Annotated in this window: 16 protein-coding genes and 1 pseudogene; 15 read left to right on the top strand and 2 right to left on the bottom strand. The window is 52.1% G+C overall.

Features of this window, described 5'->3' with window-relative positions:
* Nucleotides 1-127 precede the first annotated feature (127 nt).
* Nucleotides 128-748: a methyltransferase family protein gene (locus BLW34_RS08130; RefSeq protein WP_090578199.1), complete on the bottom strand. Its 621-nt coding sequence runs from the start codon at nt 746-748 to the stop codon at nt 128-130.
* Nucleotides 749-1,495: 747 nt separating this feature from the next.
* On the opposite strand from BLW34_RS08130, the gene BLW34_RS08125 reads away from it, so the two are divergent.
* Nucleotides 1,496-1,678 carry a Flp family type IVb pilin gene (locus tag BLW34_RS08125; RefSeq protein ID WP_090578069.1) on the top strand — a complete coding sequence of 61 codons (183 nt, stop codon included), beginning with the start codon at nt 1,496-1,498 and terminating at the stop codon, nt 1,676-1,678.
* Between the two features lie 82 nt (nt 1,679-1,760).
* A complete protein-coding gene (locus tag BLW34_RS08120; RefSeq protein WP_090578066.1) occupies nt 1,761-2,291 on the top strand; it encodes an A24 family peptidase in 531 nt (176 codons plus the stop codon).
* A 251-nt stretch (nt 2,292-2,542) separates the two neighbouring features.
* Here BLW34_RS08120 and BLW34_RS16095 read toward each other — a convergent pair whose 3' ends face one another.
* On the bottom strand, nt 2,543-2,704 hold the full coding sequence (locus BLW34_RS16095; protein WP_177165987.1) for a hypothetical protein: 162 nt from the start codon (nt 2,702-2,704) through the stop codon (nt 2,543-2,545).
* A 126-nt stretch (nt 2,705-2,830) separates the two neighbouring features.
* Between BLW34_RS16095 and cpaB the strand changes: the two genes are divergently transcribed.
* From cpaB to BLW34_RS08055, 13 genes and pseudogenes are all read left to right on the top strand, one after another.
* Nucleotides 2,831-3,610 (top strand): Flp pilus assembly protein CpaB, encoded by a 780-nt coding sequence (gene cpaB / locus BLW34_RS08115; protein ID WP_256203687.1) that lies wholly within the window; start codon nt 2,831-2,833, stop codon nt 3,608-3,610.
* Nucleotides 3,611-3,627: 17 nt separating this feature from the next.
* Nucleotides 3,628-5,223 (top strand): type II and III secretion system protein family protein, encoded by a 1,596-nt coding sequence (locus BLW34_RS08110; RefSeq protein WP_090578060.1) that lies wholly within the window; start codon nt 3,628-3,630, stop codon nt 5,221-5,223.
* Between the two features lie 13 nt (nt 5,224-5,236).
* Complete coding sequence (locus tag BLW34_RS08105; RefSeq protein WP_090578057.1) at nt 5,237-5,581, top strand: tRNA dimethylallyltransferase; 345 nt, start codon at nt 5,237-5,239, stop codon at nt 5,579-5,581.
* The gene (locus BLW34_RS08100; protein ID WP_256203685.1) at nt 5,517-6,932 is read left to right on the top strand and encodes a pilus assembly protein TadG-related protein; all 1,416 of its coding nucleotides are present in this window, start codon (nt 5,517-5,519) and stop codon (nt 6,930-6,932) included. Before BLW34_RS08105 ends, BLW34_RS08100 begins: the two co-directional genes overlap by 65 nt.
* Before the next feature lie 5 nt (nt 6,933-6,937).
* On the top strand, nt 6,938-7,423 hold the full coding sequence (locus tag BLW34_RS08095) for a TadE/TadG family type IV pilus assembly protein (RefSeq protein WP_256203684.1): 486 nt from the start codon (nt 6,938-6,940) through the stop codon (nt 7,421-7,423).
* Complete coding sequence (locus BLW34_RS08090; protein ID WP_090578047.1) at nt 7,420-7,899, top strand: TadE/TadG family type IV pilus assembly protein; 480 nt, start codon at nt 7,420-7,422, stop codon at nt 7,897-7,899. Before BLW34_RS08095 ends, BLW34_RS08090 begins: the two co-directional genes overlap by 4 nt.
* Before the next feature lie 31 nt (nt 7,900-7,930).
* Nucleotides 7,931-9,097, top strand: coding sequence for a CpaE/TadZ family protein (locus BLW34_RS08085; RefSeq protein WP_090578044.1), 1,167 nt, complete (start codon nt 7,931-7,933; stop codon nt 9,095-9,097).
* A gap of 57 nt (nt 9,098-9,154) precedes the next feature.
* A complete protein-coding gene (locus tag BLW34_RS08080) occupies nt 9,155-10,531 on the top strand; it encodes a TadA family conjugal transfer-associated ATPase (protein ID WP_090578041.1) in 1,377 nt (458 codons plus the stop codon).
* Nucleotides 10,532-10,540: 9 nt separating this feature from the next.
* Entirely contained in the window at nt 10,541-11,515 is a 975-nt protein-coding gene (locus tag BLW34_RS08075; protein WP_090578037.1) for a type II secretion system F family protein, read from the top strand.
* 93 nt (nt 11,516-11,608) lie between these two features.
* The gene (locus tag BLW34_RS08070; protein WP_090578034.1) at nt 11,609-12,559 is read left to right on the top strand and encodes a type II secretion system F family protein; all 951 of its coding nucleotides are present in this window, start codon (nt 11,609-11,611) and stop codon (nt 12,557-12,559) included.
* A gap of 13 nt (nt 12,560-12,572) precedes the next feature.
* The gene (locus BLW34_RS08065; protein WP_090578031.1) at nt 12,573-13,073 is read left to right on the top strand and encodes a tetratricopeptide repeat protein; all 501 of its coding nucleotides are present in this window, start codon (nt 12,573-12,575) and stop codon (nt 13,071-13,073) included.
* Between the two features lie 3 nt (nt 13,074-13,076).
* Nucleotides 13,077-14,165 carry a LytR C-terminal domain-containing protein gene (locus BLW34_RS08060; RefSeq protein WP_090578027.1) on the top strand — a complete coding sequence of 363 codons (1,089 nt, stop codon included), beginning with the start codon at nt 13,077-13,079 and terminating at the stop codon, nt 14,163-14,165.
* Nucleotides 14,166-14,602: 437 nt separating this feature from the next.
* Nucleotides 14,603-14,818: pseudogene (locus BLW34_RS08055) on the top strand (IS110 family transposase); the annotation flags it as partial.

Here is a 14,818-nt window from a genome sequence, read left to right as displayed (position 1 = left end):
GCACGAGGCGCATCAATCGCGAACGATGCGCTTCACTGCGTTCAGCACATCCTACGGTGCTATGTGAATATTAGCCTTCGATAGCGTGGTAGGGTGGATAAGCAGCGCGCCATCCACCCGTGCCACATCAATACACAAACGGGATCAACCGGTAGCGCACATCAACCATGTAAGTGCGATAGGCCGGATCCTGAGCGAGATGCCTTTCCTCCCGGATGATACGGATGCAGAGAAATATTACCATCACGGTATAAACCAGCAGATTCAAGAGCGTCGTATGCACCAGCACATAGCCGCCAAATAACAGGGAATAACTCGCATAGAGCGGATGCCGCACAATACGGTACATCCATCCGGTTTTGATTTCACGCTTGGCGGCGACAAGTGCGAAACTACGATTGAGGGACACCAGGCTGATGATCTGCAATAGGGTACCCGCTGCTATCAGGGTACTGGCCATGGGAAGAACCCCCCACTCTGCCGGGCGGAAAAACAACGGTGCAAAGGAACCAATCATCGCCACTAACCAATCGGATGGCGTTGATGAAACAGTTTCCGGATGACTACGGAAGACAAAGAATCCCGCAGTCAAGGTCTCGGAAATAACGACCAGCAATAATGACCACTGATATGTTTCTAGGAATTTACTGAAATGTGCGTAAGCAAAGGTTCCAAAAAATGCCGCCAATAGCGCCCCGCTATACACATTGAATCTCTTGGATTCGATTATCTTTGCTAATGAATTCATTTTTTCCCCATAATAAATATAAAAAAGGAGGAGTGCAGAAGGGTGGATAAGCTTGCGCCATCCACCGTTTGATTGAAATTTACCCGTGCCAAATAGTCGGAGTGTAAATATTCTGGCGGATGACGCTTTGCTTATCCGCCCTACCTCTGCCCGCCTATCCACCCTTTTCATTATGTTGAAAAATAGCGTATCAAGCGTTATAGAACAAACCGCTAAACCTCTCGTATTTCGTGTTTATAAAGACGACGGCTCTAATCCAGGAGATTTCAGGGGCAGAATGAAATGAGTCGATAAACTATGATCAACTGGCTATCGGCAGGAGTAGAGTGGATAAGCAACGCATCATCCACCGTATTTGAGTCCAATCCAAATGATGATTTAAAAGCTGGAATCGGAATAAGGTGCATGGCTTAATCAGCGTGTATCCAGGTTTTTAGCTTGCAACCCAAACCCACCCGTTTTAGCCAGTGGTTGTTTGGTTTTTGGGTGGATGGCGCGTTGCTTATCCACCCTACCGGGTTAACAGCAAAATAAAGACTTTTTGTTGCTTTGTTTCAGCCATCACGGCAGCGTCCTATTTAATATAGTTCGCCAGTCACCTTGTGCTGCCCGCAGGTTGTACCAAAGTACGATGTACCACAGTACGATAGGCGCAGGGCATGTGATTTGCCACAATGACACCCGTGGCGTAACAAAACAAAGTCACTTTTTAAAAGAGAACTTTTTAACCTTGATAGGAGAAATACCATGAACAAACTGATCCAATCCGCTAAACAATTCATGAGCAACGAAGAAGGTGTCACCGCTATTGAATATGGTTTACTCGCTTCTTTAATTGCGCTTGCAATTATCGCTGGAGCAACAGCTCTTGGAGGGAAATTAGATGACATGTTTACATTCATTAGTACACAACTAAAAACTTCCGCCTAATTAAATTAATCTACATTCTCCAATCTAACCTACCATGTAGTTGTTTAACTACATGGTAGTTAAAAAGAGAAATTGAATAGATATGTTGATCACTGGAACGTTGTTAATATTGCTATTGCTTGCAGCTTTACAGGATATCCGCCATTACCGCATTCCCAATGCAGTGGTTTTTCCGGGCGCTATCACTGGCGTATTACTGCATACCCTACTCCCACAGGAGCTGAGTGGGCTCGGTATCTTGAACGCGTTGGCAGGATTGGGTGTGGGCTTGGCCGTGCTGTTGCCGCTCTATCTGCTGCGTGCCATGGGTGCAGGCGATATCAAACTCATGGCCATGATTGGCGCATTTGTCGGGCCAGCCAGCATGTTAAACGTCACCTTATATATCCTGCTGGCAGGCGGTGCATTGGCAATCGGGGTCGTCTTATGGAAAGGCAAGTTAGCCAGGCTCATAGATAATCTCAAGATCATGCTGCTCATGCGTCTGGCCGGATCGTCAATCGCAAGCCTTCCCGCTACCGGAATGCTTCCTGAATCCGCCGGAAAATTACCCTACGGCGTGGCGATTGCTGCCGGAACGCTGGTGTATCTGGCAAAGATTCATTGGGGATAGCGCAAAGAAAGTAAATATATAAGGCATCATCACCAACGGGCATTGCGCCATGCATTCTGTTGCATTTATTGATTAAATCACCCGCCGCTATCTGGTGCAATGCGCTTGGCTTATTGCACCCTACCCTCCTGCTTTCGCAGGAAGGACGAAATCGAACCTGTTCAGCGGTTTCTTAAAAAATCCGGAAATCTCCCCTTATTCTACTTCAACTCCCTGGGCAAGCTGCCATAACCAATGCCTACAGCCGGGTGTCATATTTTCGACTGTATATACTCATCACCCTTCAAAATTCGGTTTTTATCATCCCTCATCCAACCTTCTCCCAGCGGGAGAAGATAGCTGCCGAATTTTGAAGGGTGATGAGTATATAACCATGAAGTAAGGTTATTTTGCCGTTCTGTTTCGATCATCATGACAGCCTCATTTTCAATATAGTCAGCCTATTGATGGTGTGGTGATCATGCAACGATGCAGCCCAAAATTCATAACCCGATTAAAGGATGAGAGGTAGCTCAATGAGAAATACAGGCGCGCTAGGAATGATCGTGGTCTCGCTGTTGTTAGGTGTGGCTGCGGTGGTCGTGGCAGGAAAATGGATTAACCAGCAGGTAGGCATCGATGCCTCCCGGGTCGTGGTGGCTGCGCAGGATATCAATGTGGGCACGCGACTTACAGCCGATCTGATGAAAACCATCGACTGGCCGAGCGGCAGCATTCCGACTGGATCATTCAACGATCTCACCTTGCTCGATAGCCGTGTCGTCAAGGTCAATCTGCAGCGCGGTGAACCGTTGCTGGAAGGCAAACTCGCGCCGGAAGGCACGGCTGGCGGACTGTCGGGCGTCATTCCAGATGGCAAACGCGCGATTACCGTGCGTGTCAACGATGTGGTCGGCGTCGCCGGATTTGCGCTCCCCGGCAATCTGGTGGACATTCTGGTGAATATCAAGGAAGACTATAAAAACCCTGTTTCCAAGATCGTCCTGGAGCAGATTCTGGTGCTGGCTGTCGCGCAGGATCTCGGTCGCGATGAAACCAAGCCCAAAGTGGTCAACGCCGTTACGCTCGAAGTGACGCCGGAGCAGGCAGAACGGCTCGACCTCGCGCGCAGTGTCGGCACGTTGTCGCTGGTATTGCGCAATCAGATTGACAAGAGCTTCGGCTCAACCGATGGCATACGCACGCACGATTTGCTGGGCACCAAAATGGCCACGGTTGAAGCCAAGCCAGAAGACAAAAAAATTGTTTACAAATCTGTGGGGACACCCAAGCCATCGGTCGAGATCATCCGCGGGCTTGAGAAAACCAACGCGCGATAAAATAAAGGGGAAATTCAATGAAATCGCAACAACTGCCTGATTTCACCACGATGTTATTCTGGATGATCATAGGGTGGGTAATCAGTGTTTCAACGGTGCTAGCGCAAACTGTCGCAGCCATTCCACCCCATCTCAAAGCAGCCGATATGGCCGAGATGGCCTCCAGCATGGATGTGACGCTGGGTAAATCCACCCTGCTCAGACTGCCCTCGCCGATTTCACGCATATCGGTCGGCAACCCCGGCGTGGCCGACGTCACCCTGATCAACCCGAGCGAAGTGTACATCCTCGGCAAGATGATCGGCACCACCAACATTATTCTATGGTCACGCAGCGGGCAAACCCGGGTGGTCGATGTAACCGTGCTGATGGATGCCGCCGCGCTGCAAAATAAACTGCTGGAAATCATGCCGGAAGAAAGAGATATCAAAGTCAGGGCTGCGGGTGATTCACTGGTGCTTTCCGGCACGGTTTCCGACACCATTAAGGTGGATCGCGCTGTCACCCTGGCGGATACCTATATCCGCACTTCCGTACTCGGCATGATGATGAGCATGCAAGGCGGCGGTCAGGCAGGTGGCGGACAAGGTGGACAGGGAAGTCAAGGAACGCAGATGCTACGGCAAGGCATGCAAAGCGACGAGGACTCACCCGGTGCGGGCGCAGGGCTGGGCAGCACCAAGATCGTCAATCTGCTGCGCGTGCGTGACAACCAGCAGGTGATGCTGGAGGTCAAGGTCGCCGAGGTCAACCGCACCATCGCCGAGAAACTTGGCTTTGACTTCGCCCGGGCCGCCAGAAAGGCCGGCAGCGCCTGGACACAGGTCATGGCGGGAATGATTGGCGGAGGCGCCGCAAATTTTCTGACAGGAAAGAATTTAACGGCGGATGTCGAGCTGGGTTTGCCCCGAGTCAACAATGCCACCATGGATGAGGGTACCTCTTTCCTCATGGACGCCCAGAAAAGAGACGAGCTGGTCAAAATTCTGGCGGAACCCAACATCGTGGCGATCAGTGGGCAGGATGCGAGCTTTCTGGTGGGCGGTGAAATTTTAATTCCCGTGCAAAGCGGCATAGGCCAGGTGACACTCAATTCCAAAGAATTCGGCATAGGCGTGCGCTTTACCCCGACTGTCCTCGAAGAAGGCCGCATTCACCTGCGAGTCAGCCCGGAAGTCTCAGAGTTGGTCTCCATCAATAACAATTTGTCTGGAACGCTGGGCGTGACCCAACCCGTCCCTACTTTCAAGACCCGGCGCGTTTCGACCACGGTACAGCTCAGCGATGGTCAATCTCTGGCGATTGGGGGACTATTGCAGGATAACTTCAAGGAAGCGGTCAAACGTTTCCCGATGCTTGGGGAAGTGCCTGTATTAGGCGCGCTGTTTCGCAGCAGCGACTTTCAAATGGATAAAACGGAGCTCATGATCGTGGTCACGCCCCGCCTGATAAAACCGCTCCAGACAGACTACCCCCTACCGACCGATGCCTTCGTCACGCCTGATCGCGGTGAATTCCTGCTTCAGGGCAGAATGGAAAGCGCATCCGAACCAACACGGCCTGCCAGGGCGGAGATACCGCAGAGTGAGCACGGCGGTTTTCAAATGAAATAAGGAGAAAATTGACATGAAAACACCCCCCCCCGGAAATATCTCAGGCTCATTCTCATGCCTGCTGCTGGCCATAGCCAGCCTGGCAGCAGGATGCGCGCCGGTCACCCCGCGCCTGGATGCGCGATTTGGTGAAGCCGTCGGCATTGCCAAAGCCCAGCAAACCATCAGTCCTGAAGCCTCACTCAATACGGAACCCGTCAAAGGCATCAATGGTCAGGCCGGCGATGCCATCTTTGATAATTACCGAGATTCATTCAGAAACCCGCCCCGGCCCATGTCGGGAGGGGTGCTCAATGTTGGAAAGAGCGGTAGCAGCGGTGGTGGTGGCGGTGGCGGTGGCGGTGGCGGTGGGAACTAAACACCATGATCACTCCAAAATATCCGTTACAGGAGAACCGCCTATGACCCCCCCCCCGGTTGGATTATCCGCTCGCCGAAACTTTCATTCTGTTCAGAAGGAAACAGGCGCTGTTGCCATCATTGTCGCACTGTCGCTGGTCGCGCTGGTGGGTTTTGTCGGTCTGGCACTCGATCTGGGCAAGCTCTTTGTCGCCAAAACCGAGCTGCAAAATAGTGCGGATGCCTGCGCATTGGCTGCGGCGCGTGAACTGACCGGTGCTAATACCAACCAGCTAGAGCTGGCTGAGGCAGCCGGAAAAGCTACTGGCGAGCGCCACGATGTGCTGTTCCAGGATGAACAAATTGTTATTAGCAGCGTGACCTTCAGTGAAACGCTGGCAGGAGGTTATGATACTGCTGCCGCTTTTACCGGATTGGAAGCAACCAAGAAGCGCTTTGCCCGTTGTGAAGCCAGCAAAGCCGGGATCGCCAACTGGTTCATCCAGGTGCTGAATCTCCTGCCTGGCACAGCCATTGGCGATCAGACCGTTGCTGCGAGTGCAGTAGCTACCCTTGCGCCCTCGCAGATTACCTCTTGTGCGATTCCGGTAGCGGTCTGTAGTAAAGATGTTCCACCTAGCACGCCGGTCGGAACATGGTTGAGAAGTGTGTTGGGACCCCAAGGAAGTACAACTGATGAGGGCAATCTGACTGGAAATTTTATGTGGGTGGATTACACCCCGCCCGGCGGCGGTAAAACTGAACTGGCTGGACATCTGACTGGCCCTGGCGTGTGCAACCTTCCTGCATTGGGTACTAAAGTAGGAGAAGCAGGAGTCAAATCCTCGCTGGCCGATGATTGGAACAGCCGTTTTGGTATTTACCCACCTGGTAGCGACAATAGTAACAACAATAAACCCGATCCGGTGCCTGATTACAGTGGTTACGCCTACACTGATGCTGTAACAAGTTGGCCCTCGAAATTCAATGCATTCGCAAATTTTCAAGCTAGAAGAGCAGAAAATGCATTCTATCAAGGAGATGATAGTACCGGATTAAAAATAAAGGGATCTATTAAAGATTCCACTTACCTCAAGGAACATGGTGCGGATCGCCGCTTAGCGACTGCTGCTATAGTGGATTGCAACGGCCTAACAGGTGGTAATACTACATCCGCTGTGGAAGCGTGGGCTTGCGTGCTGATGCTGCATCCGATTAATAATTCCCAGGGAGGCAGCGGAACTGGCTCAGACCGAATGTATCTGGAATACCTGGGGCGGTCGAATCAAGCTAACAGCCCTTGCGCCACCAATGGCGTGCCAGCAGGCCCCACTGCCGCAGGCCCGATGGTGCCCGCTCTCGTGAGGTAATGATCATGCGTCCACAACACTACAAATTACCGAAATCAATGCGCGGCGCAGTCGCGGTGGAATTCGCGCTGCTGCTGATTCCCATGCTGATGCTTGCGCTCGGTGCAGCCGAATTTGGCCGTGCGCTATATCAGTACAACACACTCGTCAAGGCCACGCGAGATGCGGTACGGCATCTTTCGCAAAGGAATCCAACTGAAACGGGTTATTCCCAAGCACAAACCGAAGCCCAATGCCTCGCGGTACACGGCAATACCGGATGCACCGGACAGCCCCTCGCGCCGGGGCTAACTACCGGCTTAGTTTCTATTAAGCATTACGCAAATGTTGCGACTGGCACAAGTTTAGTGCCTGGCCCGCCAATTAACCTGGTCGAGGTAGGCATTACCGGTTACACCTTCAATTTTATACTCGATCCGCGTGCGTTCCTGGGCGGCGGCGAGAGTTCGCTCACATTTGGTGATATTCGCGCAACGATGAGGCAATCATGAAAGTTCCCCGACAATTTAATCCAAAACCCGCATCGGCTCAGCGTTTCAGTCAGCGTGCAAAGCAACGTGGGGTAGCGGCTGTTGAATTCGCGTTGATTGCTTCGCTGCTGTTCACACTGCTGCTTGGCGTCATGGAAATGAGCCGGGTGCTGTTCTACTGGAACACGGCCACGGAAGCGACCCGGCTAGGCGCGCGGTTAGCCGTCGTGTGCGATCAGAATGCTGTCACTACGATTAAGAGCAAAATGGAGGCAATGCTTGGCGTGCTGAAAGATGGCAATATCACTGTCGATTATTTACCCAGTGGTTGCGGTATTGACACTTGCAGATCGGTTACCGTGAGCATCACTGGATTAACGGTTTCCACCGTGATTCCGTTGGTGCCGCTGAACATCACCATGCCGCCCTTTACCACGACGCTACCGCGCGAGAGCATGAATAGCGCCAATCCGGATTGTGCGCTTGAAATAGTATGAACAAAATAGCTGTGCCAGCAAACAGAGGAGTATGAAATTGAAAATCGCAACGATTGCACAAGATCAACAATGTCTGGATGATATTCAAAAGTTCCTTGCGCATACCCAGACATCGCATCCGCCGGTAGCCATAACAGGCGGCGCGCAACAAATCCCGGCGGTGGTCGAACAGGTACACCCGGATCTGCTGTTGCTGGAGGGCGTGCAACTTAACCCGGGGGAGCAGCAAATTCTCAGCCGGGTGACTTCGCGTTTCCCTGATTTAGGAGTCATTATGCTGTGCCCGCCTCAACCGCAGGAATTTCTGCTCGAGGCGATGCGCGTGGGAGTGCGCGAAATCGTCCCGACCCCTGTCAGCCAGCATGGGCTGATCGATGCAGTCGGGCGTTTCCAGCAAAGAATGACGATGGCCAGAACGCCGATGCAGGAGGGCAAAATACTGGCATTTATTCCCTGCAAGGGTGGCAGTGGCGCAACCTTTCTGGCGAGCAACATCGCCTATACCCTGGCGTCACTGGAAAGCAAACGGGTGATCCTGTTCGATTTCAATTTGCAGTTTGGCGATGCCTCTCTGTTCGTTCACGAAGGGGTATCGACCACTTCCATTGCGGATGTCACCCGGCAGATTCAGCGGCTGGATGGCTCGTTTCTCTCTTCCAGTTCGATCCATGTGCTGCCTAATTTCGATGTGCTACCCGCTCCGGATGAGCCCGATAAGGCGGCAGAAATAAAACCGGAGCATATCAAGTCGTTGATCCAGGTCGCCAAAAAACATTACGATTATGTCATTCTGGATATCGGACGCTCATTCGATGCCATTTCAATTCAGTGTCTGGATCAGGCTGACTTGATCTTCCCGGTATTACAGCAGACCTTGCCCTTCATCCGCGATGCGAAGCGTGTCATCAACACGTTTGACTCGTTAGGCTATTCCGCTGACAAAATCCGCTTGATCGTAAACCGCTTTGGCAAAAAAGACGACATTACCCTGAACGACGTGACCAGCACCTTGCAACTGGAAGTGTTCAAGGCGATCCCTAACGACTATAGCATCGTCGCCGAGTCGGTCAATCAGGGCATACCGGTCACCAAGCTGGCGCGGCGCAGTGCAATAGCCAAATCATTACAGGAAATCACGCAAGAGCTGACGCGTAATAATGCACATGGCGGGCTGCTCAAAAAACTGTTTCCTTTTTAACGCAGAAACAACGCATCCCATGAAAAATCACTTATTTATTTTTATGGAATCCTCATCATGTCAATACGAGATCGCCTTCAGGGTATAGGAGCGGCCAATGCTGCCGCCACTCAATCCGCATCCGCTATACCAGCACCTAACCATGCGGCTTTGCAGAATAACGCGGTCTATCATGAATTGAAGTCTCGCATCCACGAAGGGCTGCTCAACCGGATGGATCTGGCCGTCATGGAAAGCCTGCCGCAAGAACGGCTGTTGTCGGAAATCAAGAGCCTGGTGGAGCGGCTATTGATCGAGGAACGCACCCCGATCAATGACACTGAACGCCAGCGCATCATTCAGGATATTCAGCACGAAGTACTCGGGCTCGGCCCGCTCGAACCGTTGCTGGCTGATCCCACGATTTCGGATATTCTGGTCAACACCCATCGTCAGGTATATGTCGAGCGGCGCGGAAAACTGGAAATCACCGATATTCATTTCGCTAACGAAGGCCACTTGAGAAAAATCATCGACCGCATTGTTTCGCGGGTCGGGCGCCGCGTGGATGAGTCGAGCCCGATGGTCGATGCGCGGTTGCCCGATGGCTCGCGTGTCAACGCGATTATTCCACCGCTGGCCCTCGATGGCTCGCTGGTTTCGATCCGGCGTTTTGCCGTGGTCCCGCTCAGGGTGGAGGATCTGATACGCTACAAATCGATGACGCCGGAAGTGGCCGAAATCATCAGTGGACTGGTCAAGGCAAAATGCAGCATATTGATTTCAGGGGGTACGGGGAGCGGTAAAACGACCTTGCTCAATATCATGTCCAGCTTCATCCCCTCCTCCGAACGGATCATCACCATCGAAGATGCCGCCGAGCTGCAATTACAGCAACCGCATGTGGTCCGTCTGGAAACACGCCCGCCCAACGTGGAAGGCAAAGGCGAAGTCTCTCAGCGCTCGCTGGTGCGCAACAGCCTGCGGATGCGCCCTGACCGGGTCATCATCGGCGAGGTGCGCGGCGCGGAAGCCGTCGATATGCTGCAAGCCATGAATACCGGTCATGAAGGCTCCATGGCCACGGTCCATGCCAATACCCCGCGCGATGCGCTGAGCCGGATCGAGAACATGGTCGGCATGGCGGGACTCAATCTGCCACCCAAGGCAATCCGCCAGCAGATCAGCTCGGCGATTGTTGCCGTCGTTCAGGTCTCGCGTCTGCCCGATGGAAAACGCAAGATTCTAAGCATTCAGGAAATTACCGGCATGGAAGGCGATGTCATCACCATGCAGGAAATTTATACCTTCGAGCAAACGGGCGTGGCGGCGGATGGATCCGTACAGGGGCATTTCCGCGCAACGGGTATCCGTCCCAAGTTTGCCGAACGCTTACGGATATTTGGTGTTCCTGTCCGGGAAGATTTGTTTGATCCTTCCCGGCGATATGAATAAGGAATAGTCATGGATTACCTTTATTATTTATTCATCGCGTTTGCCTTTCTTGCGGTCGTGCTATTGCTGGAAGGAGGTTACCTGACCTGGCGCTCCAGCCACGGAGCGGGGGCAAAGCGCATCAAAAAACGGCTGCAGCAGGTTTCTGTGGCCTGGAAGGATGCAGCCAATGCCCCCCTGCTCAAGCAACGCCTCTTGAGCGACTCCCCTCCCCTGCAAAAACTGCTGCTGAAATTCCCGCGCATGCACAGTCTCGACCAGTTATTGCTGCAATCCGGCATGCCGCTGATGGTCACGCAATTCCTGAGCTACAGCGCCATGACCGGCATAGGCGCCATGGCAATGGCTGCGCTGCTGGGCTGGCCATTCCTGATCATGTTGCTGTGCGCGGCAGGAGGCGCCCTGATTCCCTATTTCTTTGTAGTCCGGGCAAAAAATGAGCGTCTGAAAACAATCGAGCAGCAATTGCCGGAAACCATTGATCTGATGTCGCGCGCCTTGAAAGCAGGACATGCCTTCCCGGGTGCATTACAAATGGCGGCGACTGAAGGCGTTGAACCTTCCGCCAGTGAATTTCGCCTGGTATTCGATGAAGTCAATTTTGGCGTTCCCATGCAGCATGCGCTGATGAATCTTGCAACGCGGGTGCCCATTACCGATTTGCGCTACTTTGTCATTGCGGTGCTGATTCAGCGCGAAAGCGGCGGCAACCTGGCGGAATTGCTCGACAAAATCAGCGGATTGATCCGCGCCAGGCTTACGCTGTTAGGCAAAATTCGCGTGCTGTCAGCGGAAGGACGGCTATCCGCCTGGATCCTTTCCTGTTTGCCCTTTGCAGTGGCGCTGGTCATTAATATCGTTAACCCCGGTTTCCTGGAGATATTATGGACGGATCCAGCAGGTCTGAAGCTCGTTGGCGCCGCTATGGCCATGATGATCGTCGGTATTTATGTCATGTCGCGTATCATCAAGATTCGCGTGTAAATTGCGTTGTGTCGCTCAATAAAACCGACTAAAAAGAACCTGCTATGAACCCGTTACCCTTCTATTTCGATTCGTTCTAAAGGCAACTAAATTATGATTTCTGCACAAACTGCTTTTTTGATCATGATTTTTCTGGCAGTCGCCGGCATTGCTTATGCAGTGATGCTCGTATTTGCCCCGCGCGCGACCAAAGCGCGCCTGAAACAGATTGCCGCGAAGGATGGCATGCTGGATGGACACCGGGTAGATGAAGAGTGGAAAGAGGCGGTTATCAAGCTATCGCAGCCATTGGCGAAACTTGCCTTACCCGACGAGGACTGGGAGAAATCCGCGCTACGGGCCCGCTTCATGCATGCTGGCTATCGATCCAGCTCGGCGCCGACGATTTATTTTGCCATCAAAACATTGCTGGCCTTAGCCTTGCCGGGCATCTTCCTGCTGTATGCCGGTATTGGCCGACTGGAGTTAAGTACCAATGCAGCCGCCATGGTGCTCCTGGTCCTGGCAGCAATCGGCTATTATTTGCCCAATGTATTTCTGGCACGCAGGGTTGCATCGCGCCAGCTTGAACTCTTCGAGAGTTTTCCCGATGCGATCGATCTGATGACCGTGTGCGTCGAGGCAGGACTGGGTTTGGATGCGGCGCTGGCCAAGGTAGGCGAAGAAATCCAACTGAGCAGCAAGATTCTGGCGGAAGAAATTTATCTGGTCGGACTGGAATTACGCGCGGGCGCGTCCAGGGAAAAAGCGCTGCGTAATCTTGCCTTGCGAACCGGCGTCGAGGAAATCGAGGCGCTGGTCGCCATGCTGGTTCAGGCCGACCGCTTTGGAACCAGCACTGCGGCCTCCTTGCGCGTGTACTCCGATACGCTGCGCACCAAGCGCCGCCTGCGCGCAGAAGAAGCAGCCGCAAAAATCGCATTGAAACTGCTTTTTCCGCTTATCTTCTTCATCTTTCCTTCGCTACTGGTGGTGCTCATGGGGCCTGCTTTTATCAACATCTATCGCATTTTGCTACCTACATTTGCAGGTACGGCTCAATAAAGGAAGGAATATCATGTTCAATATCAAACAACCGTTATGGATCCTGGCTTGCCTGTTGCTGTTAGCAGCATGCGCCGCTCAACCCGGCAAAAACAAGCTGGGATCGGCAGACAATACCGGTAAGGATAGCCAGCAGATCGCCCGTGATCTCGAAAAAATGTATCAATTAGGCCGCAGCTATCAGGATGAGGCTCAATTCCCGGAAGCCATCACGGCTTATGAGAACATCCTGGCTATCGACCCCAATTATGCTGAAGCCCACAATGGACTCGGCGTCATTTATTCCATCCAGGGGAAATTCGAACCCGCGCTGCAGCATCTCCAGAAAGCAGTGGCATTGGCGCCGCTGGCGTCTCACTTACATAATAATCTGGGCTATACCTACTTACTGCTGGGGCAGGAGCCCGAAGCCATCAAGGCGTTTGAGCAAGCATTACGGCTGGACCCTGAGAATTTCAAGGCACGCGCCAATCTAGCCGCTATCCGTAATAAGACCAATACCACAGGAGAATAGATTATGCGCGCTAACAAACAAAAGCTCGCCTGGACAATCGGTTGCTTATCGGTTTTGGCAGGCTGCTCATCCCTTTATTCCAGCAAGGAATACGCTGCGCTGCAGATCAAGCCGGTAATGCATGTCCAGCATGCCGACACCCGCGCGCAAAATCTGTATCACCTCGGACGGTATCATCATAGGAAAGCCAGCTATGCAGACGCCATCGCAGCTTATCAAAAAGCGCTGGCAGCCAATCCCGCTTATGTAGAAGCCCACAATGGCCTGGGCGTGATCTATTCCTCGCAAGGACAATACCCATTAGCCTTGGAGCATTTCCAGAAAGCCATCGAACTCACTCCCACGGCAACCTATCTGCATAACAACCTCGGCTATGCCCATCTGCTGCAGGGACAAAACAGCGAGGCAGCGGCTGCATTCCAGGAAGCGCTTCACTTTGATCCCCGTAATCATAAAGCACGCCGGAATCTGGCTGCCGCACATAAACGCATGGGATTGAACGAGCCAGTCGCGATTTCTTCACCTGAGGCGAAGAAACCCGAAGAAAACCTCTCCAGCATCCCGCAAATACAACCGGTACAACCCAGCGCCAATCAGCAGCAGCTCGTGCAGGTTGCATCTAACATTTATGAATTCAAAAGCGACCAGGAGCAACCCAAAGCGGCGGCACCCCTTACTGCACCGACTATTCATCCGGCTCCTATCGCGCACCATCATTCAGAAGAACCGGTCTCTGAAAAATCAGTATCCGTAGTACAAAATAAACGTATCGAAGTCTCCAATGGTAATGGCGTAACCGGTATGGCCAAAAATATCGCCCTCTTTTTGAAACGATTCGGGATTGACAATGCGCGCCTGACCAATCACCCAACATTCCAGCAAGCGCAAACTGAAATACATTACCACTCAAGTGCCTCTATGCTCGCTGAGCAAATCAGCCAGATCATGCCAGCACAGATCAAAATAGTAGAAAACAATAAGCTCGCCGAAGGGATTCACCTGAAAATACTGCTGGGTAAAGATATTGCGAGTGAGGTTGCTTATTTCACCCAGGAGGCGAATATGCTCCTTGCCCAGAATCAGCGTTTATAAAAATCAAGACGGCCTGATCAAGGTTCAATAGGACGTTGTTTACAGTCATCTCCTCGCAAAGGAGTGGCCGTTTCCTGCTAAATATGGCAACACAGAGAGTTCTCAACAACCTGATAGAGTCTATCCCTGTGAAACTTTGCTGATTCTATAGTCATCGCACCTCAAAACTCGGTTTTCATAATCCCTCATCCAACCTTGTATATTAAAACCAACGACTAAATTGTTTTAAACTTGCGCTGATTTCTGGGGAAGCCGGTCCGACCTTAAGCCTTGAGCTTGTAAGAAGATAGGCTCCCCGCCCTCGTCATCCATATCGAGGAGTATCCAAGGTCTGTAAGCTTTGCTTCTGAACCTGAATTTGCAAGGAAGATAGATGAAGTGCCAGGGTCAGGGAACCAGAAAGCATGATAACAAAAATGATATTAAGGGAAATAGCCATGAATCACATCGGAATTGATGTTTCAAGTAAAGAATTGTGTGTGGTAATGAGTGTCAATGGCAAACACCGGAAAGCCCAATTATTTGAAAATACGCCGGAAGATCATAACAGGCTGATTACTCTGATTCAGAAACTGCCTGGCGAAAGCATCGTTTGCATGGAAGCGACGGGTGTGCACCACTTTGATTTGGCGGTTGCATTAAGTCGTGCTGGA

Source organism: Nitrosomonas sp. Nm58 (genome assembly GCF_900107335.1).
GTDB lineage: Bacteria > Pseudomonadota > Gammaproteobacteria > Burkholderiales > Nitrosomonadaceae > Nitrosomonas.
This window is presented reverse-complemented; position numbering and strand designations above follow the sequence as displayed.

Excerpts from the sequence above, each read along its gene's own strand:
- BLW34_RS08110 (WP_090578060.1), top strand. The coding sequence starts at position 3,628 with ATGAAATCGCAACAACTGCCTGATTTCACCACGATGTTATTCTGGATG.
- BLW34_RS16095 (WP_177165987.1), bottom strand. The coding sequence starts at position 2,704 with ATGATGATCGAAACAGAACGGCAAAATAACCTTACTTCATGGTTATAT.
- BLW34_RS08130 (WP_090578199.1), bottom strand. The coding sequence starts at position 748 with ATGAATTCATTAGCAAAGATAATCGAATCCAAGAGATTCAATGTGTAT.
- BLW34_RS08065 (WP_090578031.1), top strand. The coding sequence starts at position 12,573 with ATGTTCAATATCAAACAACCGTTATGGATCCTGGCTTGCCTGTTGCTG.
- BLW34_RS08125 (WP_090578069.1), top strand. The coding sequence starts at position 1,496 with ATGAACAAACTGATCCAATCCGCTAAACAATTCATGAGCAACGAAGAA.
- BLW34_RS08105 (WP_090578057.1), top strand. The coding sequence starts at position 5,237 with ATGAAAACACCCCCCCCCGGAAATATCTCAGGCTCATTCTCATGCCTG.
- cpaB (WP_256203687.1), top strand. The coding sequence starts at position 2,831 with ATGATCGTGGTCTCGCTGTTGTTAGGTGTGGCTGCGGTGGTCGTGGCA.
- BLW34_RS08060 (WP_090578027.1), top strand. The coding sequence starts at position 13,077 with ATGCGCGCTAACAAACAAAAGCTCGCCTGGACAATCGGTTGCTTATCG.
- BLW34_RS08080 (WP_090578041.1), top strand. The coding sequence starts at position 9,155 with ATGTCAATACGAGATCGCCTTCAGGGTATAGGAGCGGCCAATGCTGCC.
- BLW34_RS08075 (WP_090578037.1), top strand. The coding sequence starts at position 10,541 with ATGGATTACCTTTATTATTTATTCATCGCGTTTGCCTTTCTTGCGGTC.
- BLW34_RS08095 (WP_256203684.1), top strand. The coding sequence starts at position 6,938 with ATGCGTCCACAACACTACAAATTACCGAAATCAATGCGCGGCGCAGTC.
- BLW34_RS08090 (WP_090578047.1), top strand. The coding sequence starts at position 7,420 with ATGAAAGTTCCCCGACAATTTAATCCAAAACCCGCATCGGCTCAGCGT.
- BLW34_RS08085 (WP_090578044.1), top strand. The coding sequence starts at position 7,931 with ATGAAATTGAAAATCGCAACGATTGCACAAGATCAACAATGTCTGGAT.
- BLW34_RS08070 (WP_090578034.1), top strand. The coding sequence starts at position 11,609 with ATGATTTCTGCACAAACTGCTTTTTTGATCATGATTTTTCTGGCAGTC.
- BLW34_RS08100 (WP_256203685.1), top strand. The coding sequence starts at position 5,517 with ATGTTGGAAAGAGCGGTAGCAGCGGTGGTGGTGGCGGTGGCGGTGGCG.
- BLW34_RS08120 (WP_090578066.1), top strand. The coding sequence starts at position 1,761 with ATGTTGATCACTGGAACGTTGTTAATATTGCTATTGCTTGCAGCTTTA.